This is a genomic window from Vibrio sp. K4 (genome assembly GCF_051122595.1).
Taxonomy (GTDB): Bacteria; Pseudomonadota; Gammaproteobacteria; order Enterobacterales; family Vibrionaceae; genus Vibrio; species Vibrio owensii.
This window is the reverse complement of the sequence record NZ_CP178578.1, coordinates 615,348-637,327: the sequence shown is the minus strand read 5'-3', so window position 1 is coordinate 637,327 and position 21,980 is coordinate 615,348. Positions and strand designations below refer to the sequence as shown.

Genomic DNA, 21,980 nt, shown 5'->3' with positions numbered 1-21,980 from the left:
CTTGCGTTAGACCAAATTAGAATTCGTAGAACAGGCGAACACGCGCGCCGAAATCGTCTTCTTCTTTAAACGCTTCGCTCGGTGAGTTCGCGCTAAGATCGTTGGTAACGGTTGTAAAGTAAGAACCCAATAGCACTGAGAAGTTCTCAACCTCTAGTACGTCCGTGAACTCGTAAGAAGCGTAAAGCGTCGATACCTTCACATCGCCTTCTGCCCAGCCTTGAATCTCTTTGTTTTCGTATTCGTTCAGCGCGTAAACATAACCAATACCTAGCCCTTTCCACAGTGCGTTAACCCCTGTCGAGAAGTTGTTTTCGTCAACCGCATCTAGGTAAGCCACGTTTGCATTCACCGACCAATCACCGCTGGTCCAGTTACCTGTTAAGCCGTAACCAGTACGGTCGGAAATATCAACACCTTGGTCGGTCACCACCGCATCAGAAACGAGGTTGGTTTCCATCGAGGCTGCTAGGCTGAAATCACCCATTTGGTAAGCAACAACAGGGCGTACTAAGAAGGAGTCTTTGCTGCTTGTAATGGCTTGACCGTGGTATGTTCCGCCATCGGTACCTTCATGGAAAAGATCCGAACGGTCACCAATCATGGTGCTCAGTTCCAGATAAAGATTGCCGAAGCTTTGGCTGTACATCAGCTGACCATCAGAACCGCGGCCGCGCGCTTCTTTCATTTGATAGGTGTAAGCCGAGCCATCTGTGTAAAGCTCGTTAGAGGTATCACCTGAATACTCTAAGAACACATCCAAACCAACAGGGAACATGTCATACGCTTCGAAACGACCCGCTTTGATTGCCCAGCTGTCTTTCTTACCAAACTCAAAGTATGCGTCATCAAGGTTTACGTCACCTGTGCTTTCAAACAAAGGCTGAGCTTTCACGCCGACGTAGTGACCGTTGCTTGTGAATTTCTCACCTGCAAACTCGATCAGTACGCGGCCATCTTGGTTGAATTCTTGATCACCAGAATCGTTCGACTCACGATCTTGGTAGTTGAAGTTCAATTCAACGTCGCCGCCGATAGAAAAGTTACCTTCTTCGTTGTCGATAATGCTGATGCCCGCATTTGCCGATAGTGCCGTGCATACGCCGATGGCGCTCAGAGATAGTTTCAGTGCTTTGTTCATGTTAAACCCTATATGTATTAGATTTTATTGTGTAAAAGTGCTGATTTTGGAGACAGCAAGTCCCGCCCCTTCTTCTGAAAAAAGAAAGGCTTAGTCAGATTTATTGTTGTTATTTGAGTATCCCCTAACCGCCGTAAATCTCGCGGTTAGGGAAATTTGGAATATCGAGAATTAAGCAGATTGCTTCGCGACTAGCTCCACCGCTTCACGCGTTAGCTGAGCTAATTCTTCCCACTTGCCCGCTTCGATAAGTGTTTTGTCGACCATCCAAGTACCACCACATGCCAGCACTCGCGGTACGGCTAGGTAGTCTTTAATGTTCGAAGGATTGATACCGCCAGTTGGCATGATTTCCACATCACCATAAGGGGCCAACAGTGCTTTCACCATGTTGACGCCACCAGATGCTTCTGCCGGGAAGAACTTCAATGTGGTCAGTCCCATTTCTAACGCCGCTTCAACTGCACTTGGGTTGTTAACACCAGGTACGATATCAATACCAATCTCTTGGCAGGCGTTAACGGTGTTAGGGTTAAATCCCGGAGAAACCACAAAGGTTGCCCCCGCTTCTTTGGCTGCAATAGCTTGTTCACGATTGAGCACTGTGCCTGCACCAATCAGCATGTCTGGCTGCGCTTCACGCAATAGACGAATGGCCTCGACAGCGGCATCGGAGCGAAACGTAATTTCGGCTGCTGGCAGACCATTTTCTGCCAACACTTTGCCCAGTGGGATGATGTCTTCTGCGCGGTCAATGGCGATCACAGGTATCACTTTTAACGCTTTCAATTGAGCTTTTAAATTCGACATGTTGTTTCCTGTAAATCTATTTCTTGAACTGGGCAATAGCCGCATCGGTTGCCGCTTGTGGGATGATGGCGCCTTTGTGTTGAATAACGGTACCGGCGAGTGTATTACCATTCATACACGCTTGTTTGATGTTGCCGCCCGATAAGTAAGTCGCGAGGAAGCCACCGTTAAATGAATCGCCTGCTGAAGTGGTATCGATGACATTGTCTATGGGCATTGTTGCCACCGAGTAAGGCTCAAATGTATTTGAATCCGCGACTAAACAGCCTTCTGCACCGAGCTTGACCACCACATTTTTCACCCCTTGCTTCTGCAAGCGCGTGATTGTGTCGTGCGCTGTTACATCACCCCAAATAAGCTGCTCATCATCGAAAGTGACCAAAGCCAAATCAGTGGTTTTATACATGGCTTGATAGCATGTTTGAACTGTCTTCATTTGGTCTTGCGGCCAAAGTGCCGGGCGGAAGTTACTATCAAAAGCAACCTCTACGCCTGTAGCTCGCAAGCAACTCAAAAGCTCAAGCAGTTGGATACGATCATGCTCAGGCAGAATCGCTAAGCTAATACCGCTGACAAACACCATATCAACTTGCTTGAGCGATTCCGCCACACGTCCGAACTCAGCGTGTTGCAGTAAGTAGCGCGCTGCCGATTGATTGCGCCAGTAAAGGAAAGTGCGCTCGCCTTGGTCATCTAACTGAATTAGATATAGGCCCGGCGTACGCGTTTCGTCTCTCAAGACCAACTCCGTAGCCACACCTTCTTGTTGCCAACGCGCCACCATGCCGTCACTCAGTGGGTCTGTCCCCATGGCAGTGACGTATTGCACCTGCACTTGCGGTGATGCATCTAAGGCTTGGCTGCAACGGCTGAGGTAAACCGCTGCGTTAAGGGTGTCGCCACCAAACGTCTGCTGCATGTCGCCAAACGGCTTGCCGTTCAACTCGATCATGCATTCGCCAAGTATTGCGATTGTCTTCATAACAGTTCTTTTAAGCATGCTGAAGAGACCTGTCGTAAATGGACACGACAGGTCTACATAGAGAGAAGAAAGGGATTATTTATTATCGATGCGTACAAACATCATGGTCATTGCGAATGACAGCGTGAACACGCCAATCACACCCAATACCGCTTGAACAAAGTTCTGAGTACCACTTGCCAAGTAAGCTGGCAGGCTGAATACCGAAGATAGGATGTAGCTTGTTAGGTGAGTATCGATAGTCACTGAAATTGCGCCTACGATACCTGTTGCCAAGCTCGCCATGAATAGTGCTTTGGTGTACTTAGTCAGTACGCCGAATAGTGCTGGCTCTGTGATGCCAAGGATTGCGGTCACACCCGAGCTTACGGTTACTGAAGATTGCTCTTTGCTGGCGTATTTACGTTGCTTGTACCAAATCGCCATCGTCGCGCCTGCAATACCTAGGTTACCCAGACACATAATTGGCATCAGCAAATCTTTTCCGTACAGCGCGAAGTTGTTCAAGCTGATTGGCGTCATGCTGTGGTGAATACCGAATACAATGGTAATTGGACGTGTTAGACCAAACACGAACCCGGTCAGCGTTGGTGAGATCTCTAATAATGAGCTCACTACCCAACCTGCGCCGTTACTTAGCCACATCCCCGCAGGGGCAACAACAGAGAGCACAAGAGTCGATGTCACAGTGAAAGCAAGTAGCGGCGTGAATACTGGTTTGGCAGAAGCAGGAACTAACTTATCTACCATAGGGGTGATTTTAGACAGAACCCAAACCGCTAGAATCGCAGGTACGATCGCGCCGCCGTAGTTAAGCAGCTCAATTGGAATCACACCAAATACGTTCAATTCCGGTGCATTGCCAGCTTCAGAAAGAATGGTCGCTTTTTCCAGTAGTTTTGGCGACATCATAGCTGCAGCCACCGCTAACGCAATGTATTCGTTCACTTTAAACACTTTCGCCGCAGAGAAAGAAACCAGCATAGGTAAGAAGAAGAACACCGCGAGAGAAATCGAACGGAAGAAGAAAACGGTATCTGAGCTTTCTGAAATTACGTTGGTCGCAATTAAGCCCGATAGCAGCCCCATCAACATACCCGAACCAGCAATCGCAGGCACGACAGGGCCAAAAATGCCCGCTACCACGCGCATTGCGTTTTGGAATAGCTTGCCTTTCTCTTGCTCGATTTCTGCATCTTCTGGTGCAGCACTTGCCCCAGACAAGGCTAAGTACCATTTTTCAACGTCAACACCGATGATCACCTGCGTCTGACCTTGTCCAAGCACCACGCCTTTTACGCCTTGAATTGCTTCAAGTTTTGCTTTGTCGGCTTTCGATTCGTCCACCAGCTTGAAGCGCAAGCGGGTCATGCAGTGGGTAATGTTAGCAATGTTCTCGTTGCCGCCAAGTGCCGCGACTAATTCTTGTAGTTTCATGCTAAAGCTGTCTGCCTTACCTGACGACGCATCGCCAGTTGCCATGTTTGTTTGTGTCAATTGCATCATACTTTCCTATGTGCTTTGTCTGCTCATTCACTGCGCTCATCTTAGCTACTGGAGGTATTTATCCAATCGACAAATTAGTGATTAAACTCACATTAAAACGGCTAAAAATTAAATTTTCGGCTTTTTTCGCCAATTGGTTCGTTTTTCTTGCCGAATTCAAAACAGGAACGAACCAGTTAAATTTAAGCATAATTTACCGCTTGTAATTTGTATTTTTTCACGCTTATATAAAATAAATCCTGTTAACTAGAGATAGTTTGAAGTGAACAAAAATACCATATCAAATATTGAGTGCGTGATTACCAAGCCAGACAGACATAACCTGATTACTGTTATTGTAGAAACAGAATCGGGTGTAACGGGCTACGGTTGTGCGACATTCCAACAACGACCATTGGCAGTAAAAACCATGGTTGATGAATATCTTAGGCCATTATTAATTGGTAAAGATGCAAATAATATTGAAGATCTGTGGCAAATGATGATGGTCAATGCATATTGGCGCAATGGCCCAGTGATCAACAATGCTATTTCTGGTGTTGATATGGCACTTTGGGATATTAAGGCAAAAATAGCCAACATGCCGCTTCATCAATTATTTGGTGGTAAGTCTCGTGATGCGATTCAAGTATATACGCATGCCACCAGCGATACGATGGAAGGCTTGTATGAGCAAGTCGATAAATACTTAGAACAGGGTTATCAACATATTCGTTGTCAGTTAGGCTTTTATGGTGGTGTGCCAGAAAATATTCAAACGGCACAAAACCCAACCCAAGGCTCTTACTACGACCAAGACCAATATATTGAAAACACGGTAGAAATGTTCAAAAACCTACGTGAGAAATATGGCAAACAATTCCATATTCTTCATGATGTACACGAGCGTTTGTTCCCGAACCAAGCGATTCAATTCGCGAAGCAAATCGAGCAGTATAACCCGTTCTTTATTGAAGATATTTTGCCGCCAAGTCAGACAGAATGGTTGGATAATATTCGCAACCAATCGAGCGTATCTTTGGCTTTGGGTGAGTTGTTTAACAACCCTGAAGAGTGGAAAGCGTTGATCATCAATCGCCGTGTCGACTTCATCCGTTGCCACGTGTCGCAAATCGGTGGTATCACACCAGCACTGAAACTCGGTCACTTCTGTGAGAGCTTTGGCGTTCGTATTGCTTGGCACTGCCCACCAGATATGACGCCGATTGGCGCCGCAGTGAATACTCACTTAAATGTGCATCTGCATAACGCTGCGATTCAAGAACATGTAGAGTACAAAACCAATACGCAGCGCGTCTTCCCGAACGCAGCAGAGCCAATCAACGGTTACCTATACGCATCTGAAATTGCAGGTATCGGTGTGGAGATGGATCGCGAAGCGGCACAAGACTTCCCTGTTGAATACCGCCCACACGAATGGACGCAAAGTCGTTTACCAGACGGCAGTATTCATACGCCTTAATGCCTCGTTTGTCCTAGCGACGGCGTTAAATGCAGACCTAAAAAAACGACCGCTACTCGCGGTCGTTTTGATCTCGGTAATTAAGGCTCTCGGGATTAAACTTAGTGTGATAAGTACACTGGTAATTAATATCAATAATATCGCTCACCACAAAGACTTCACCTGTTTTTAAGAATCCTCGATTAGTAATATTCATCGCGGAACTATTACGTTTACAACCCAATAAATCCGCATCTTCTTTAGAAACATTAATTGCTTGATAAGTGGTTAAATAACTGTCGATTTCTAAACCTAAAGACAACACGTGTTTCTGTAATGAACTCTCAATAATCTCTTCGGTTATTTTAGGAAACATACTTACAGGTAGTTTTGTTTCCTCAATCTGTGTCACTTTACCCTGAATTAATCGCAGACGTTTAATATTCCAAAGATATTCACCTTCCTCGATAGAAAACATCTGCATTTCATGCGTAGTGGGTAGACGTTTATTCAGTTTTATTTTCTTGTATGAAATCTCACCAAATTTATTTTCAGTGACCGAATTATAGATGAGTGGCGAACCAATAATTGAGGTATTAACGAAATAACCTGAACCTACTTTGGATTTCACAATACCAATCGCTTCAAGTTTGGACAGCGCCTTTCGTACCGAAAAACGAGAAATATCATACTTTTCCGCCAATTCACGCTCAGATGGCAACTTCACATCGATGACGTTTTGGCAAATTTTACTGATGATATCTTGAACTAATTCTTCGTATTTCTTCATAAGCATTCAATTATTATCGACAATGGGTGATTTATACCATCTTTTACTTATCAATATAATCCAAATACCGAAACTTAGGAGCAAAATAGAGAATGCGCGCACCTTATTTTATTTCCGAGTGATTATTTACTTAGCATTCACTATAAGAGTGAAGATTACTTTGGCTCAAAAACGACAAAAGGGCACATTCCGTGCCCTTGTTTTTTGAGGTGATGAACCGTCGAAGTTACTTGGCTTTCAGCCAGACGACGTCGTATGCGCCCATGACCAGTTCGTTGCCCGTTTTCTCGTCTCCCGTTAGGATGTCTGCGACTTGGCGTGAGTCTAGAACGTCACAAATCGACATTGGGATACGTTGTTCATGCTCGCTGAAGTTGCACACTGCCAGCAGTTTATCGCCATTGTCATGTTGTCGGCAGTAAGCAAACAGGTGTGGGCGATAAGTTTCTAGGATCTCGGTTTTCGCCGCGCCAAATACTGGGCTTTGACGGCGCAAACTGACCATTTGCAGCAAGTCACTGTGAATACGATGCTGATAACTGCCTTTGGTTTCTGCCAATGCGACGGCTTCTGCGCTAATTTGAGGGCGGTTCACCCAGCGCGCATCTTCGCGTTTAAACTCATCATTCAAGTAGCTGTGATCGTTCAAGATACCTAGCTCATCGCCCTGATAAATCAGCGGAATACCACCGATACTCAAGTTGATGCTATTAAGCAGACGAATACGCTTCAATGCGTGCTCAATCGCTTGTGAGTCATCTGCTTCTATCGCTTTTTCTAGCCCAGCAAGAGAGGCTAAAGAGCCACATACTCGGCAATCACCCGTAGTTGGGTTTTCTTGGAATGGAACACCTTGAGAGAATGAACCGTCGAATTTGCCAGTGTAGAACTGGTTTAGGAAGCGGCGATGCTCATAACCATTAATGCCAAGCTGCTCAGCGACTGCATCATCAAACGTCCAGCCAATATCGTCGTGACAACGAATGTAGTTCACCCATGAACACTGGTCTGAAATCTCAAAGCTTTTCTTTAAAGATGCCGTCAGAAGCTTGGTTTCACGTGTTGCCAAGCTTTCCCACATCAGCGCCATCATCAGTGGGTTGTAGGACAACTGACACTCTTCTTTGTCGATGTACTGTGCTACCTCGTCAGGGTGCACAATCGCTTCAGATTTGAATAACACGGCAGGTGCTGCAATCTGCAAACAGGTATTGAAACACTGAATCAGAGTATGCGCCTTCGGCAAGCTTTCACATTGGGTCCATTTCTCTTTCCAAATAAACGCCAAGGCGTCCAAACGCAAACCTTCACAACCGATGTTAGCTAGAAACAGCATCTCGTCAGTAATCGCGTTAAATACTGCAGGATTTGAGTAATTAAGATCCCATTGGAAGCTGTTGAAGGTTGTCCAGACGTACTTCTCTACATCTTCTAAGAAAGTGAAGCTGCCACGACGAACGGTTGGGAAGATCTCGCGACAGGTTTGGTTGTACTCATCCACTTCTTTCTTATCGGTGAAGAAGTAGTAAAAATCTTCAAACTCAGGGTTGCCTTTACGTGCTTGCTCTGCCCAATGGTGTTCATCTGACGTGTGGTTGAACACGAAATCTAGCACTAGACTGATGCCTTCATCACTCAATGCCTCTGCTAACTGCGCCAGATCTTTCTCTGTGCCTAGCTTTGGATCGACCTTACGGTAATCCGACACGGCATAGCCGCCATCGCTGTCCCCTTCTGGTGCTTTGTAAAGCGGCATCAGATGCAGATAGTTAATCCCCAGAGACTTAAGGTACGGGATCTTCATTTGTAGCTTTTTCAAATCACCCGCAAACAGGTCCACATACACAGCCATACCGAGCATTTTTTCACTGCGGTACCAACTTGGATTACCGAGACGCTTTTCATCCAAGTTCTTCCATTTGCGTTTACGACCAGCAAAGGCTTTGGCAAGCACAACCACCAGCTTTTGTAGGTGCAAGAAGAAGTCATAACGCTCACCATAAAGCGAGTGCAGTTGCCCAACTAAAGATGGAAAATGCTGCGCCAGACGTTCAAGAAACACCTTCTCATCTTTCTTGGTTAGCTTTGGCAATTCAACCGAATCAAGAACTTGCTGCAGTGCTTGCTGGGTTTGTCGTTCGTTTAACATGTTTTCTCTCCTGCCAAGCTAGATACTTGAACGTTGCGCAATGCCAGCGAGCCACTATCCACGTTCAGGGCGACACTTGCTTGCGTCTCTTTGGCGTAAACAAGGTTGGTAAAGCTGAATTGGCCAGCATTGATCAACAACTCGACTGAGCCTTTGTCGATCAACACTTCGACTTGGAATTCATTCTCAATCGGTAAGGTCACGCGATAGTCGTGTGGGAAGTGTTCATCAATGCGTTCCGAGCCAAACTGACCACGACGTACAGAGCGCACTTCTATGCCTTGTTCGACACCAACAAACTCAAAGTAAGCTGGATTGTCTTGGTACACATTCAGGTGCAACGTTTGGCTATCTTGTAGCGTCACATCAGCGCTAAACTTCATGACTTCTTGCAAGCTGTAAAGGCTAATTGCTTGTTCGTCACTTGGCTCTGGCGTTTGCACATCAAGACTTAACGCCTGATTAAGCTCTCTCACAAAGCGTTGTCCAACACGTAACCCTGCTTTCCCTTCAAACAGGAACAGCTCACGAGGCATGGCCATCGAACTGCGAAACTCTTGGGTTGGTAACTCAAGCGAGTACTGATGATTACTCATCCATGTACTGACGATACGGCGGCCGTCTTCAGCAGGGATGTCAGAAAATGACTGAGTCGCGTAGTAATCACGACCGAAATCGAGCCACAATACAGTCTCTGGATGATTGTGATTGATGAAGGTTTCGCCATCAAAGTCACCAATGAAATACTGCGTACCTGCTCCGCCACAGTGAGCGCCTTCACCGATGCCAACCACCAAGACCCAACGCGTTTCTTGCGAGCCTTCGATAGGCTGTTCAAACAAGTCTGGACATTCCCACGGGCCTTCACTGTGCGCACCATGACGGTAGCCAAACTCGCTCACTAAACGCCAATCCAATAGGTTGGTCGAACGGTAGAACTCGATATGTTGACCGCAAGACACCACCATCACCCACGCTTGGCTTTGCTCATGCCAAATCACCTTGGGATCACGGAAATCCGGATTACCCCGTGCAGTAATGATCGGTGCACCGTTGGCGAACTTCTTCCACGTCATGCCATCTTGGCTATAAGCGAGAGACTGCTGTTGGATTGGATCTTCAACTTCAGTGCCATCAGCTAATGTCACTTTAGGTTGAATGAAAGACGTGTAGAACGCCAATAAGCCCGGTTTGCCAGCCTCAAATAAACCTGAGGTGTTATGCCAATCGACAATCGCACTGCCCGAGAAGCACATGCCAGATTCATCTGGATACAGTGCAGGCTCTAGCTCTTGCCAATCTATCAAGTTGGTACTGATTTTGTGTCCCCAGTGCATTGGTCCCCAAACCGTATCGCTTGGGTAATACTGGTAGAACTGGTGATAATGACCATTGAAGAACACCAATCCGTTTGGATCGTTCATCCAACCCGAATCCGGTGTCATGTGAAGGTATGGGCGGTATTTTTCTGTCATAGCAAATCTGATCGTTGTAAGTAAAACTTGGTTTGAGCGAACCAGCAGGAAGAAAAAAGGAGTCCCATAGAACTCCCGGACAAAGTCGTTGCTGCCAAAGCGCGTCCAAAACAAGGCTTACTCTAATTACCCAAGAAATCACTTACCCCTGTAGGACAAGTTATCGTCCAAAAGACAAGCTGAATGGGCACTTCATAAGCAAATAGCTTTCTCCTCTCCCCCAGAGGAGAAAGCTATTGGGGTTTAGAAGCTGTAGTTCACACCTAGGATGAACAGCGGGATGTAACCATCGAATGCATCACGCTCTGGGCCGCTTTCTAGGTCAAGTTTCTTGTAGCTTGCCTCACCGAACATGCGCCAGCTCTTTGACAGTGGGTAGTTCGCTGAGATACCGATTTTTGAGTAATCTTCAGTCCATAGGTGTGCGCTGTCTGAATTACGCTCTTTCTCGAATGAACCAAATTCACCCCATAGAGACGCCGACAGTTTGCCCCAGCTGTACCAGATACCTGGTTTGATGATCCACTCGGTTTCCGTTTCTGCGTAACCGTCTTTTGCGTTCCACTCACCGACTTGGTAACGGAAGTTTAGCCATGCGCCTGAGTTGTCAGAGATTTTGTAGCCAAAGCCCGGCTCCACTTCCCAGTATGGGAACTCACCTGTACCGCGTTTGTATTCCACGTGGTAAAGCGCGTAGCCGTGCATTTCTAAATTGTTGGTCAGTTGGTAAGAACCGAATACTTTTGCTTCTGGCGTGGTACGTTTATCAATACTTTCACCCGCCAGTTTTACACCCCAACCGATGTGACCTTTGTCGTGACCGTAGCTGCGGTTCACAAAGATCTCTTGAATTGCGTTCACGCCTTTATCGTATTTCGCGTGTTTTAGGTTGCCGTTGAACAGTTCTTCACGGCCAGAGTAGAAACCGAAGTCCCAACCCGGTAAATCATCATGGCGGAAGTTACCTTGCAGCAAAGTGTATTTCACTTTACCTTCGTTCACGCCGTCATCGCGGATCACACGTTCCACTTCCACGTTGGTGCCCAGTGTGCCGTGGAACTTCGCTTCTTCCTGCTTTGGCACGTCCAATGCGGTGAGCAGTTCAGCGGTTGAGTAATCCGCTTTCAGTTGTTCCACTTTTACAGCAAGCTCAGCGTCCTGCGTTTCTTTCTTCTCTTCTTCGGCAAAAGCGTATCCTGAAAGGGTCAAGCTAAAGAGGATGGAAGAAGCCACTACTGTTTTTTTCATGATGTTTACCTTATTATTTCGTCGTTACTGTCTGTCCCGCGCCAACGGGATAGTTTTTTTGATGCCTGCGCCAACAGGCATTAAGGTCACATTCAAAATTCATCCAGAACCCGAATTTTGAATGCAGTAATCCTAAGCCCGCCGCTGTAGCGGGCTTTTTTATTATTTTTAGAATGGTGTCGGCGTACGCCGAATTAGATAGCTTGTTTGACTTGCGGCGGAGGCGTAATCAAGTCGTTCAACGTCATGCCACGTTGGAACGCGTGCCCCTTGCTATCAAATAAGTGACATTTCTCAGCCGGAATGCGGATATTCAAACGCTGGCCGATTTCGACATGCACAGTACCTGGCACGCGAACCAATACTTCCTGACCACCGCGTACTAGCGTGGTGTAAAGCAGCGATTCTGTCCCTAGGCGTTCGAAGCCCTCAACAATCACACCCACACCTTCTTCATCAAGGTGGATGTCTTCAGGGCGGATACCGAGCGTCATCAATGCGCCTTGTGTTGCGCCTTTTGCGTTTACGTCCGCTTGGAAGGTGTAATCACCCACCTCTACCGTTGCTTTTTCATCACAAGCAGAAACCAGAGTCGCTGGCAGCAGGTTCATTTTTGGAGAGCCGATAAAGCCTGCTACGAACAGTGTTTGAGGGAAGTAGTACAGCTCCAGAGGCGAGCCAACTTGCTCTACAACACCTGCGCGAAGTACCACGATTTTGTCGGCTAGCGTCATGGCTTCAACCTGATCGTGGGTTACGTAAATCACGGTAGATTTGAGTTTTTTGTGGTATTCCGCTAACTGCAAACGCATACGAACACGTAGTGATGCATCTAGGTTAGATAGCGGCTCATCAAGTAGGAACAACTTCGGATTGCGAACAATCGCACGACCAATCGCCACACGCTGACGCTGACCACCCGATAGTTGACTTGGTTTTTGTTTCAGAAGGTTTGTCAGCTCTAGCATTTCCGCTACCTGACGTACTGCTGAATCAATATCGTCTTTGCTTTTCTTCGCCAGTTTTAGGCCAAAAGCGATGTTTTCGTAGACCGTCATATGCGGGTAAAGCGCATAAGATTGGAACACCATGCCAATCCCACGATCGGTTGGTGAAAGGTTATTAACCACCTCACCGTCTAAGCACATGTCCCCTGATGAAATCTCTTCCAAACCTGCGACCATACGCAGCATGGTTGACTTACCACAGCCTGATGGCCCAACGAATACCGTGAATTCACCGTCTTCAATGGTCAGGTTGGCATCCTTGATGATGTGTGCACCATCAGGATAAATTTTGTTGATGTTCTTCAGTTCTAAACGTGCCATTGTTCTACCTATAATTCTTTAAGAGTCTGGGCTTTAGGTGATTCGGGGGCAGCACGCCGATATCACGACTGCCCCACCACACTTCTTATTTTGGATTAACCTAGGATCTCGCCCAAGTTGATGCCTTTGGTGTCATCGAAGCGCCATGTCGCGTGACCAACACGGTCGTTAGGACCAATGCCTACTACGCGCATGCCTGCTTCTTTTGCTGCGTCTACCCCCGCTTCTGCATCTTCAACTACGATGCACTCGTCAGCGTTTACACCCACTTGGCCTGCTGCGTGGATGAACACGTCTGGCGCTGGCTTAGAGCGGTTGACAGACCAACCATCACCGATAGCATCAAACAGTGGCGTTAAGCCAAGACGGTGCAGGATAGGACGAGCATTCTTACTTGCTGACGCCAGTGCCACCTTGATGCCACGTGCGTTTAGCTCAAGCAGGAATTGCTCAATACCCGGTAGAACGTCTTTCGCAGAAATCGTGTTCAGCAGATCCACGTAGTAATCGTTCTTACGCTTCATTAGCTCAGCAAACTTCTCTTCGCTGATCTCTTTGCCGTTCAAGATGATGTTCAGCGACGCTTGACGAGATACGCCACGTAACTGCTCATTGATTTCACGGTCGAAGTAGTAACCTTCTTCGTTCGCCATACGTTGCCACGCTTGGTAGTGCAACTCAGCCGTATCCGTGATAACGCCATCTAGGTCGAAAATAAATGCCTTACACATTGAACGTCACCTCTGTTGAATCGATAACACGTGGCTCACCTGCAACTTCGATGTTTAGCACTTGGCCGTTGAACTCAGGGCGCTCGATGCGAACTTGCTCTTGGTCAACGGTCACTTCTAAACGCTCACCTTTCCAGTAGATTGGGAAGTTCAGGCTTTCCCATTGCTTAGGAAGGTTAGGGTTGATACGCAGGTTGCCACCTAGCATACGAACACCACCGAAGCCGTAAACCACACACTGCCACATGCCGCCGATAGACGCCGCGTGAATGCCGTGATCTGAGCTCTTCATGTTCTGACCGATGTCGATAGACGCGGCTTGTTGGAACAGGTCGTAAGACAGCTCTGGGTTGCCAACATCTGACGCTAATACCGAGTGTGTAGACAGACTTAGCGACGAATCGTGTAGCGTCTTCGGCTCGTAGTAGTTCCAGTTAGCCAGTTTGGTTTCTAGGTCGAACTTATCTTCTTGCTGTAGGAACAGCACCATGATATCCGCCTGCTTAGAAACCTGCATGTCGTTAACCTGTTCTAGGTTGTAGTCTTGGAACAGACCACCAACGAATGGCTGCTCTTTGTACTTAGTCAGGTCGATGATTTCTTTCTGTAGGTAAGTGTCATCCTGTGGGATTACCTTATCTTCAGCACGTGGCTTAGGTAGGTAGATATTGTCTACGCGGTCTAGCCACATTTGACGAGCTTCCACTAGGTTTAGCTTGTCAGACAATTTAGCCAGTAGCTCTGGGTTCGACGCTTCTAGATCCTCGTAGTAACGAATCGCTAGTTTGATGTTCTCTACCGCCATGTAGTTAGTGAACGCGTTGTTGTCGATGTGCTCTTTGTACTCATCAGGACCGATTACGTCACAGATACCCCACATGTTGCGGTCTTCTAGCCAATCTAGGCGGCTTGTCCAGAACGTTGCCGTGTCGAACATGATCTCGTAGCCCATGTCGTCCATAAACTTCTGATCGCCTGTGATTTGGTAGTACTGCCACAATGCGTAAGTGATGTCACACGTGATGTGCTGCTCGATAAAGCCAGACCAGATCTTCGTCGACTTACCAGTGATGATGTCTACTGCACCCCATACTGGCGTTACTTCTTCACCCGTTAGTGCCGATTCCCATGGGAACTGTGCACCAATGTAGCCGTTGTCTTTCGCTTTCTTACGAGCGCCATCTAGCGTCTTAAAGCGGTACTCAAGTAGGCTACGTGCCACTTCAGGCATGGTGTAGATGAAGAACGGAAGCATGAATACTTCTGTATCCCAGAACGAGTGACCTTTGTAGCCTTCGCCAGATAGACCTTTCGCACCGATACCGAAGCGAGAGTCGTGCATTGGCGTGAAGATATTCAACTGGTATTGAGCAAAACGGATCGCAAGTTGGTCGAAATCGCTACCACCGATAGTGATGTTCATGCCTGCCCAACGCTTGTCCCACTCTGCTGCGCTCTCTTCTAGAAGCTCATCAAAGCTGCGGTCAGCGTTATTTTTTAGGTTCGTCAGAGCGTGGTCACGAAGTGCTTGAAGCTCGTAACCTTCCACATCGAACTGCTTGTCGCGAGACGTATGAACCACACCGACTTTTTCTGTGCCGAACGTTTCGCCCGCTTTCAGATCGTAGTTGATGTTTACCCATACTTTACGACGGTCCATCGCAAGTGATGGGGCGATTTCTGTCTCTTGGCCGTCAACTAGGTAGCGGTGAGACGTTAGGAAAACAAAGTCTACTTTGCTCTCTGTTGTGTGTTGTAGAAGCTCGATAAAACGCTTGTCGTAGATACGCTTTTCGCCTTCGTGGAAGTGCTGAGCACCTGAGTTAGAAAGCTGCGCATCCACACCAGAGCGGATTTCGATTTTCGCATCGCTGTTCAGTGCTTTTACTTGAACGTCGAATGCCATTAGGTGAAGGTTTGCTTGCGAGAAGAAGCGACGGAAACGCATCTCAAAGCTCTTGCCTTCGTTGTTTGTCCATGTGAATTCACGGATTAGCTCACCGTTTTTCACGTTTAGGCGACGAGAGTAGTTGCTCACTTCACCTGTTTCTAGGTGGAAACGGCGACCATCGATGAAAATTTCAATCGAGCTCATGTCTGCAGAGTTTGGCAGCTCAGTTACTTCGTCTGCATCAAACTTGTTGTAAGTACCAGCAACGAAAAGGTTGCGAACTTGGCCCACGTATTTTTCTTCCGTTGCACTACGCGCACCCATGTAGCCATTACCTTGGCTCATTACCACTTCACATTTGCCTTGGAAAGCTGAGTCAAACGCCGTCTCTTCAACGATCCAGTTTTTTAGTTCGCCTTGACCAGCGTTGTAGTTCATAAACATCTTAAATATCCCCGAAATTTAACCTTTAACAGCGGAAGAAATGTCGTTACCCACGAAGTAACGTTGGAAAACCATAAATACAATCAGTACTGGGATTGTTGACAGGAAAGCCCCCGCCAAGATCAGGTTCCAGTCACCTGCTACGCCATAGGCGTTACGTAAACTCAATAGACCAACAGGAAGCGTGAACGCGTCAGCTGGGCTGTTAATCACCACAAGCGGCCAGAAGAAGTCGTTCCAAGCACCTTGGAAACCAAGGATGGTGACTGACAAGATGGCTGGCTTCGCCAGTGGCATGAATACCTTCCAAAGAATCACAGCAGGACTTGCGCCATCTACGATTGCTGCTTCTTCCAGTTCTTTCGGAATGTTCTCGAAGAACTGTTTCATGATCAGAACCTGACCCGAAGCAACGACCGCGGTGATGACCGCCCATGGTGTGTTCAATAAGCCGATATCTTTATAAATTAAGTAGTTAGAGATGAACGTTACTTGGCCCGGAATCATCATGCTGAACAACATGAAAGCAAACACAGCACGCGCACCAGTGAACTTCAATCGAGCTAAGGCATAACCCGCAGTACATGCAAAGAACAGGGTTAGAATCACCTTACCAATCGCAATGAAGAACGAGTTGATGGTCCAGCTCATAAATAAGCTCTTACCTGTATCTAGGCTTACCGACTCGGTGTACACGCGGACGTAAGACTTAAATACATAACCAATCAAACCCGGCGCTGCGTTATCCCATGCCGCAACACGGCCACGACGTTCCATCTTGCTTGGCGCTAGTGTGCTATCAATGAGCACTTGGCCGCGCGGCGCTTCTACCGTTAGTGGTAGCGTTGCAATCTCAGGACCTTGCCCTTGATACTTGATGGAAAATGCCCACGTTTGGCTGTGACCTTGCTTAGTAAGTTCACGACGACCACGCTTCTCTACAAACGTCACGTTGTCGTTGGTGTCTACTAGCACTGGCTCGCTGACTTGCGCGTAATCGGCAGCAAAGTCGGTCACGATAGCCGCAGCCATACCTGTACCTGGACGACGGCGTGGCACTTCAATCTCTGGCATTGCCAGCTCTTTGCCGTCTTCCACCGCGTAAGTTACGGTGAAGTTCACTTCTGCGCCCGGAGCAAAACCACCGAACATTGGCGCATCATTACCTTCTTTACCGAGTTGGTAAGCAGCACCCCAGTTGCTTGGCTGAACCTGTGCAAAGTTGAACTTAAATGGCTGCTCTAGTGGGTCATCTTTCAAACTCGCTAAGAAAGCCACCACGAACGTACCTAGCATGACAGTCGCAACCAGTAGCAAAGCACTGTAAACCCACGCCACTTTTGCCCAGCGACGGCGCGCTTGGAACTTGGAAATCTCTTCCATTGATGCCATAGGTTTCGCATCATCGTGATTCATGGTTGAAACGGGATTAGTCATCTGCTTTCTCCTTCACACCAAAGATTTTCTGCAGATAAACCACTGCCAACGTGATGAATGCCAATACCAATGCTGCTGCGCTTGCCATGCCGATTTGTGGCGTGCCACCCGGTGGGAAGGCGTTGTGGTAAACGTAGTAAGCCAGCGTAATACGTGATTCCAACGGAGCTGCCGAGCCAAGTAGTGCTACTTGGTCAAACATTTGTAGCGTACCGATAATCGAGAAGGTCACGACAACGAACGTCACCGGTGCTAACTGAGGAATCGTAATGTTCCAGTGTTGCTGCCACTTGTTCGCACCATCAATGTGCGCCGCTTCGTAAAGCTCCCCCGGAATGCCTTGCAAGCCCGCTAGGAACAACAGCATGAAGGTCGGGATAGTGGTGTAAATGTTCTGAATCACGATAGCCCAAAGTGTTAAAGGCATCGGCCCCACATTGTCTCGCGTGTTCAACCAGTTCACTTCCACGATTTGGTCTGTCACTTCGACCCAGCCCATTGCGCTGGCTACGAAAGTTGCCACACCCGCAACGATGAAAGAGAGAATGCCCCATGCTGGATCCAACCAACCTACCGGTAAGCCTTTCAAACGGTCTTTGGTTACCAACACAAACTGAGTAGCGATAGCGACAAGCACAAAGCAACTCAAGTGTGGGTAATGGTTCACCACATCGGTGACAAAGCCGTTGAGATAACCGTTCTTTTGGTAGAACCAAATGAAGATCAGTGTCACCGCGGCACTCGACAAAATACTTGGTAAGTAGAATGCGGTTCTAAAGAAACTTTTTGCGCGAATTTTAGAGTTCACCAAAATCGCTAAGCCAAGTGCTAGCACGGTTTGCACACAGGTCACGATCAACGAGAACCAAATGGTGTTTGCCAATGAAAGCAGGAATAAATCGTCAGTAAGCAGAGCTTTAAAGTTCGCTAAACCAACCCAGATTGCATCGCTGAACAAGTCGTACTCGGTAAAGCTGAAGTAAACCGTTCTGATCAATGCGTATAGAAAGAACACCACCAAAGTCAGTACAAATGGCCCAGCTAGGAGCCATCCGTAAACTTGTTGGCGTAAACGTAAAGAGTTCATCCCTCGCCCCGTTATTTCGCCATCAGTGCATCGTATTTAGCTTGCGCCATCTTGATCGCTTCTTTCTGCGTCATCTGACCAAGCAACACTGAATTCAATGCTTCATTAATCGGAGTCATCCATGCTGTGCCGTAGTTACCAAATGCGAATGGCTCTACATTTCCTTCAAGAGCACCTTCAAACACTTGTTTTGCCAATTCGTTTTCTGCTTTTTGCTGAGCAAAGAACTCTGACTTACCAAGCGCTTCACGGCTTGGCAGAGCAAGACCTGAATCCAACACCCATTCTTGTGCTTTTTGGCTAGTTAAGATCTCTACCGCTTTTTGCGTCGCTTCGATGTTCTTACCATCTGCATTTACGCCCCAAGCAACAGTAAACAGTAGGTTGCCACGTTCACCGCTTACTGGATCTTTTGGCATCAACGTTGTGCCATAAGGCAGGTTTGGCGCTTTATCGCGTAAGTAACCACTGATCCAGTTACCTTCTAGAGCGATTGCTGTTTCTTCCGTACCGAAACAGCCGCCGCCCCAACCTTGGCCAAGGTCAGTCGCCAAGATGCCGACTTTGTCTTCGGTAACTAAGCCAGTGTAGAAGTTAAATGCACGCTCGAAGTTCTCATCCAGAACGGTTTTGCCTTCAGCGTTGAATGGCGTCCAACCTGTTGCGAGCGCAAAGGGTGCAAAACGCGCGTAATCAGGCATAACGCAGATACCAGACACTTCATCTGCTAGCGCATCTTTCACATCCAGTAGTTTTTTACGTAAATCTTCCCAAGAATCTTGATTCGTTGGGTAAGCGACTTCAGCATCATCAAAAATGTCTTTGTTGTACTGCAGTGCAATTGTGTTGAAATCCTTAGCCACGCCGTACTGTTTACCTTCTAACGTAAACGCCGAGTTCAAGCTTGGGATCATGTTGGTCGCGACTTTTTCTAAGCTGCTGTTATTTGGAGAAACTTTGCCAGAGTTAACTAACGTGTTAGCGAATACAACGTCGATGTAGAAGGCGTCTGGTGCAGTGCCAGCTGAAAGAGAGTTGGTAATAAATTGAGAAAAATCGCCTTCAACTGCTTGATATTTAACAGTAAGACCTGCTTTATCAAAATCGTCAGTAAGTACCTCGTTCACCAATTTGTTCAGAACCACAACATCATTACCGCCCCAGCCGGCAATCGTGACTTCTGTATTTGCAACTGCGTTTGCAGATAGGCCAGCAGCTAGTAGGGATACTGCCAATATTGTTTTTTTCATCTCGCCCTCAAATCCCATTTCTTTCAAAATCTGAGGGTATTATGCGAAATTAACGTAAGCGCTTACGTTAAGATGATCACAAAAAACTCAGTTACGTATCAGAACGCACAAGAATGGTGATCTCGCTTACAAAAATGGTGCGTTTTTCGCTCGTAAATTCAGAAAAACGCCATAAAAGGCCGTTATGTAACGAAATGTGATTCGTAAGACCATCTCATTCTTACGAAAAATTTACGTAAAACAGATACAGAGATAACGATTAATAAAACTCGACTGGAGATAGGAAACGGAGAAACAAAGAAATGGGTAAGAAGAGGGTGAAAGCCGTAAACAAAAAGAGCATGGACTCAGCCATGCTCTTTGCTTTTGATTACCAATATGAGGAATGAGAGTTAGCTGGTTTTACCTAACTTCAGAGACACAGGAACAACGGAGCCAACAGGCTGTTCACGTAGCATGGCTTGCTCTAGCATGCTCGCAACACGCGCTGCGATCTTGTCCGTGTCTTGCTCAATAGTCGTGAGTTCACGTGAAATACCAGGTAAACCATCGTAACCCACCACAGAGAAGTCATCAGGTAGCGTGTAACCGCGGTCTTTTAGTGCCGCGATAACACCAAGTGCCGTTTCGTCACACTCACAAACAAAGCCTTGATAGCCCTCAAGCTGCTTTTTATCAATGTTCATGAAGTAGCGATAAGCCGCGATTTCACCCAGTGGTTCAGCACCCGTTCTAAGCTCTCGAACAGGAAGCGCATTGCTTGCCATCACTGACATGTAACCTTGATGACGGAACTGATAACCGTCGCCATAAGTCGTTGGCGTCACGAAGCAAATGTCTGTTAGCCCTTTATCTACAAGGTGTTGCGTGGCTTCACGGCCGCCATTGAAATCATCTGGAGCCACCCAAAAAGAGCCTTCACTCATGCCGATACAAACGTAAGGCAAGTCCATCTCTTTACAGGTTTCAATGCGTGGGTCGTTGTGTGTAATACCAAGTAAAATAGCGCCGCCAACCTGCTCTAAATCCACTTCACCAAAGCTTACTGGCAACAAGTTGCGTCCAGAATTACGGATGGAAGCAGACAAAGAAGGCCATAGCATACCGAGGTAACGAGAAGCGTAAAAATCGTGCGGACCAAGCGAAATTGCGATGGTATTTTTGTGACTACCAGTCAATTCACGTGCAGACGTGCTTGGTACATAACCCAACTCTTTGCATATATCGAGAATCTTTTTACGCGTTTTTTCGCTGATCCCCGGTTTATTATTTAGAGCTCGACTAACAGAAGCGATTGATACACCTGCAATTTTTGCAGCTTCGTGTATGGTCGCTTTCTTCAGTTCCGCATCAGTTTTTGGTGCACTCACGGCGCTCTCCTACGGCAAAACGTAAAATTTACGTTCATTATGTGAGTAAACAGAGAAAAAGCAAGCGAGAAATACGTAAAACGATAGCAAAGCGTAAACTTATGACTCATATGTCACACTTTGTATAAAACCAATAAGCACAAACACAGACAAGGCCCATTCTTTTATAAAAACATCGAATAATCTGACAGTTAGAATAGAAACAAGATGAATATCAGCACAACAGACTGATAACGAACGTCGACAAAGCACTCAGAAACTGGATGTTTTTCTCGCACTGTCAGCTCAGAAATTACGTAAATCGATTTACGTAAACCTTATTGGGCTATCTGCGGGCGATGAAAACCGTTAAATACCAGTCTCAGCCCCTTCCCTAATACAACTGATGCTTTCTTCGCCTAAAGTCAGCGAATTGTGAAACTTCATCCACATCAGAAAATATTGCTAGCTGTTTTTCATTTCTCTCGACTATGATTCGCGCTCCTGTGTTTTGGTGATTTTTTAAATGAGAATTTATACCGCTATTATCACGGCAGCATTGGCTGCAACAACACTTATCGCTCCTGCACACGCAGACGATAAATTCACTTTAGGTCGTACTATCTTGCTTGAGCACGGTAACCTAGCTGCAAAAATCCCAATGGTGATTTGCCGCAACACCAACGCGATCAAAGTGAAAGCAGAGAAAGACCTAGAACTAAGAAAGGTCGTTGTGCGATTCCAAAACGGTGACGAGAAAACCATTCGCTTCCACCGTGATCTAAAGAAAGACAAGATGACCGACTGGCGTTACTTCGGTTACCGTCGCTGTGTGAAAAACATCGAAGTATACGGTAACTCAGAAGGCTCTAAAGCGGGCGTACGCGTTTACGGTAAAGAGAAGAACGATTAATCGTTACT

At 46.9% G+C, this 21,980-nt stretch carries 17 protein-coding genes; 2 read left to right on the top strand and 15 right to left on the bottom strand.

What is annotated here, in order from left to right:
• Window positions 1-16: 16 nt before the first annotated feature.
• The 4 genes from ACLIIY_RS20390 to ACLIIY_RS20375 all read right to left on the bottom strand — a co-directional run bounded on the left by ACLIIY_RS20390 (window position 17) and on the right by ACLIIY_RS20375 (window position 4,415).
• Window positions 17-1,141 (bottom strand): carbohydrate porin, encoded by a 1,125-nt coding sequence (locus tag ACLIIY_RS20390; protein ID WP_434529257.1) that lies wholly within the window; start codon window positions 1,139-1,141, stop codon window positions 17-19.
• A gap of 171 nt (window positions 1,142-1,312) precedes the next feature.
• Window positions 1,313-1,951 (bottom strand): bifunctional 4-hydroxy-2-oxoglutarate aldolase/2-dehydro-3-deoxy-phosphogluconate aldolase, encoded by a 639-nt coding sequence (locus ACLIIY_RS20385; RefSeq protein ID WP_264407548.1) that lies wholly within the window; start codon window positions 1,949-1,951, stop codon window positions 1,313-1,315.
• Window positions 1,952-1,967: 16 nt separating this feature from the next.
• Window positions 1,968-2,933, bottom strand: a complete 966-nt coding sequence (locus ACLIIY_RS20380) for a sugar kinase (RefSeq protein ID WP_434529256.1) — start codon at window positions 2,931-2,933, stop codon at window positions 1,968-1,970.
• A 75-nt stretch (window positions 2,934-3,008) separates the two neighbouring features.
• Window positions 3,009-4,415, bottom strand: coding sequence for a PTS transporter subunit EIIC (locus ACLIIY_RS20375; RefSeq protein WP_227742621.1), 1,407 nt, complete (start codon window positions 4,413-4,415; stop codon window positions 3,009-3,011).
• Between the two features lie 286 nt (window positions 4,416-4,701).
• Here ACLIIY_RS20375 and ACLIIY_RS20370 point away from each other — a divergent pair, with 286 nt between their 5' ends.
• Window positions 4,702-5,901, top strand: coding sequence for an enolase C-terminal domain-like protein (locus ACLIIY_RS20370; protein ID WP_434529255.1), 1,200 nt, complete (start codon window positions 4,702-4,704; stop codon window positions 5,899-5,901).
• A 52-nt stretch (window positions 5,902-5,953) separates the two neighbouring features.
• On the opposite strand, the gene ACLIIY_RS20365 is transcribed toward ACLIIY_RS20370, so the two are convergent.
• From ACLIIY_RS20365 to ACLIIY_RS20315, 11 genes are all read right to left on the bottom strand, one after another.
• A complete protein-coding gene (locus tag ACLIIY_RS20365) occupies window positions 5,954-6,670 on the bottom strand; it encodes a GntR family transcriptional regulator (RefSeq protein WP_033004830.1) in 717 nt (238 codons plus the stop codon).
• Window positions 6,671-6,896: 226 nt separating this feature from the next.
• Window positions 6,897-8,819 carry an alpha-amylase family protein gene (locus ACLIIY_RS20360; RefSeq protein WP_434529254.1) on the bottom strand — a complete coding sequence of 641 codons (1,923 nt, stop codon included), beginning with the start codon at window positions 8,817-8,819 and terminating at the stop codon, window positions 6,897-6,899.
• Complete coding sequence (locus tag ACLIIY_RS20355; RefSeq protein ID WP_434529253.1) at window positions 8,813-10,294, bottom strand: glycoside hydrolase family 32 protein; 1,482 nt, start codon at window positions 10,292-10,294, stop codon at window positions 8,813-8,815. Before ACLIIY_RS20355 ends, ACLIIY_RS20360 begins: the two co-directional genes overlap by 7 nt.
• 243 nt (window positions 10,295-10,537) lie before the next feature.
• Window positions 10,538-11,542 (bottom strand): OmpG porin family protein, encoded by a 1,005-nt coding sequence (locus ACLIIY_RS20350; protein WP_005434293.1) that lies wholly within the window; start codon window positions 11,540-11,542, stop codon window positions 10,538-10,540.
• A gap of 194 nt (window positions 11,543-11,736) precedes the next feature.
• Window positions 11,737-12,870, bottom strand: coding sequence for an ABC transporter ATP-binding protein (locus ACLIIY_RS20345; RefSeq protein ID WP_005434288.1), 1,134 nt, complete (start codon window positions 12,868-12,870; stop codon window positions 11,737-11,739).
• A gap of 95 nt (window positions 12,871-12,965) precedes the next feature.
• Window positions 12,966-13,601, bottom strand: coding sequence for a beta-phosphoglucomutase (gene pgmB, locus ACLIIY_RS20340; protein ID WP_005434287.1), 636 nt, complete (start codon window positions 13,599-13,601; stop codon window positions 12,966-12,968).
• A complete protein-coding gene (locus tag ACLIIY_RS20335; protein WP_199452739.1) occupies window positions 13,594-15,936 on the bottom strand; it encodes a glycoside hydrolase family 65 protein in 2,343 nt (780 codons plus the stop codon). Before ACLIIY_RS20335 ends, pgmB begins: the two co-directional genes overlap by 8 nt.
• A gap of 18 nt (window positions 15,937-15,954) precedes the next feature.
• Window positions 15,955-17,373, bottom strand: coding sequence for a carbohydrate ABC transporter permease (locus ACLIIY_RS20330; RefSeq protein ID WP_434529252.1), 1,419 nt, complete (start codon window positions 17,371-17,373; stop codon window positions 15,955-15,957).
• The gene (locus tag ACLIIY_RS20325) at window positions 17,366-18,460 is read right to left on the bottom strand and encodes a carbohydrate ABC transporter permease (RefSeq protein WP_005434283.1); all 1,095 of its coding nucleotides are present in this window, start codon (window positions 18,458-18,460) and stop codon (window positions 17,366-17,368) included. Before ACLIIY_RS20325 ends, ACLIIY_RS20330 begins: the two co-directional genes overlap by 8 nt.
• Before the next feature lie 11 nt (window positions 18,461-18,471).
• Entirely contained in the window at window positions 18,472-19,710 is a 1,239-nt protein-coding gene (locus ACLIIY_RS20320; RefSeq protein WP_045484224.1) for an extracellular solute-binding protein, read from the bottom strand.
• 392 nt (window positions 19,711-20,102) lie between these two features.
• A complete protein-coding gene (locus ACLIIY_RS20315; protein ID WP_434529251.1) occupies window positions 20,103-21,080 on the bottom strand; it encodes a LacI family DNA-binding transcriptional regulator in 978 nt (325 codons plus the stop codon).
• Between the two features lie 505 nt (window positions 21,081-21,585).
• Here ACLIIY_RS20315 and ACLIIY_RS20310 point away from each other — a divergent pair.
• Window positions 21,586-21,972 carry a DUF2541 family protein gene (locus tag ACLIIY_RS20310; protein WP_005434277.1) on the top strand — a complete coding sequence of 129 codons (387 nt, stop codon included), beginning with the start codon at window positions 21,586-21,588 and terminating at the stop codon, window positions 21,970-21,972.
• Window positions 21,973-21,980: the final 8 nt, after the last annotated feature.

Excerpts from the sequence above, each read along its gene's own strand:
- ACLIIY_RS20390 (WP_434529257.1), bottom strand. The coding sequence starts at position 1,141 with ATGAACAAAGCACTGAAACTATCTCTGAGCGCCATCGGCGTATGCACG.
- ACLIIY_RS20385 (WP_264407548.1), bottom strand. The coding sequence starts at position 1,951 with ATGTCGAATTTAAAAGCTCAATTGAAAGCGTTAAAAGTGATACCTGTG.
- ACLIIY_RS20380 (WP_434529256.1), bottom strand. The coding sequence starts at position 2,933 with ATGAAGACAATCGCAATACTTGGCGAATGCATGATCGAGTTGAACGGC.
- ACLIIY_RS20375 (WP_227742621.1), bottom strand. The coding sequence starts at position 4,415 with ATGGCAACTGGCGATGCGTCGTCAGGTAAGGCAGACAGCTTTAGCATG.
- ACLIIY_RS20365 (WP_033004830.1), bottom strand. The coding sequence starts at position 6,670 with ATGAAGAAATACGAAGAATTAGTTCAAGATATCATCAGTAAAATTTGC.
- ACLIIY_RS20360 (WP_434529254.1), bottom strand. The coding sequence starts at position 8,819 with ATGTTAAACGAACGACAAACCCAGCAAGCACTGCAGCAAGTTCTTGAT.
- ACLIIY_RS20355 (WP_434529253.1), bottom strand. The coding sequence starts at position 10,294 with ATGACAGAAAAATACCGCCCATACCTTCACATGACACCGGATTCGGGT.
- ACLIIY_RS20350 (WP_005434293.1), bottom strand. The coding sequence starts at position 11,542 with ATGAAAAAAACAGTAGTGGCTTCTTCCATCCTCTTTAGCTTGACCCTT.
- ACLIIY_RS20345 (WP_005434288.1), bottom strand. The coding sequence starts at position 12,870 with ATGGCACGTTTAGAACTGAAGAACATCAACAAAATTTATCCTGATGGT.
- pgmB (WP_005434287.1), bottom strand. The coding sequence starts at position 13,601 with ATGTGTAAGGCATTTATTTTCGACCTAGATGGCGTTATCACGGATACG.
- ACLIIY_RS20335 (WP_199452739.1), bottom strand. The coding sequence starts at position 15,936 with ATGTTTATGAACTACAACGCTGGTCAAGGCGAACTAAAAAACTGGATC.
- ACLIIY_RS20330 (WP_434529252.1), bottom strand. The coding sequence starts at position 17,373 with ATGACTAATCCCGTTTCAACCATGAATCACGATGATGCGAAACCTATG.
- ACLIIY_RS20325 (WP_005434283.1), bottom strand. The coding sequence starts at position 18,460 with ATGAACTCTTTACGTTTACGCCAACAAGTTTACGGATGGCTCCTAGCT.
- ACLIIY_RS20320 (WP_045484224.1), bottom strand. The coding sequence starts at position 19,710 with ATGAAAAAAACAATATTGGCAGTATCCCTACTAGCTGCTGGCCTATCT.
- ACLIIY_RS20310 (WP_005434277.1), top strand. The coding sequence starts at position 21,586 with ATGAGAATTTATACCGCTATTATCACGGCAGCATTGGCTGCAACAACA.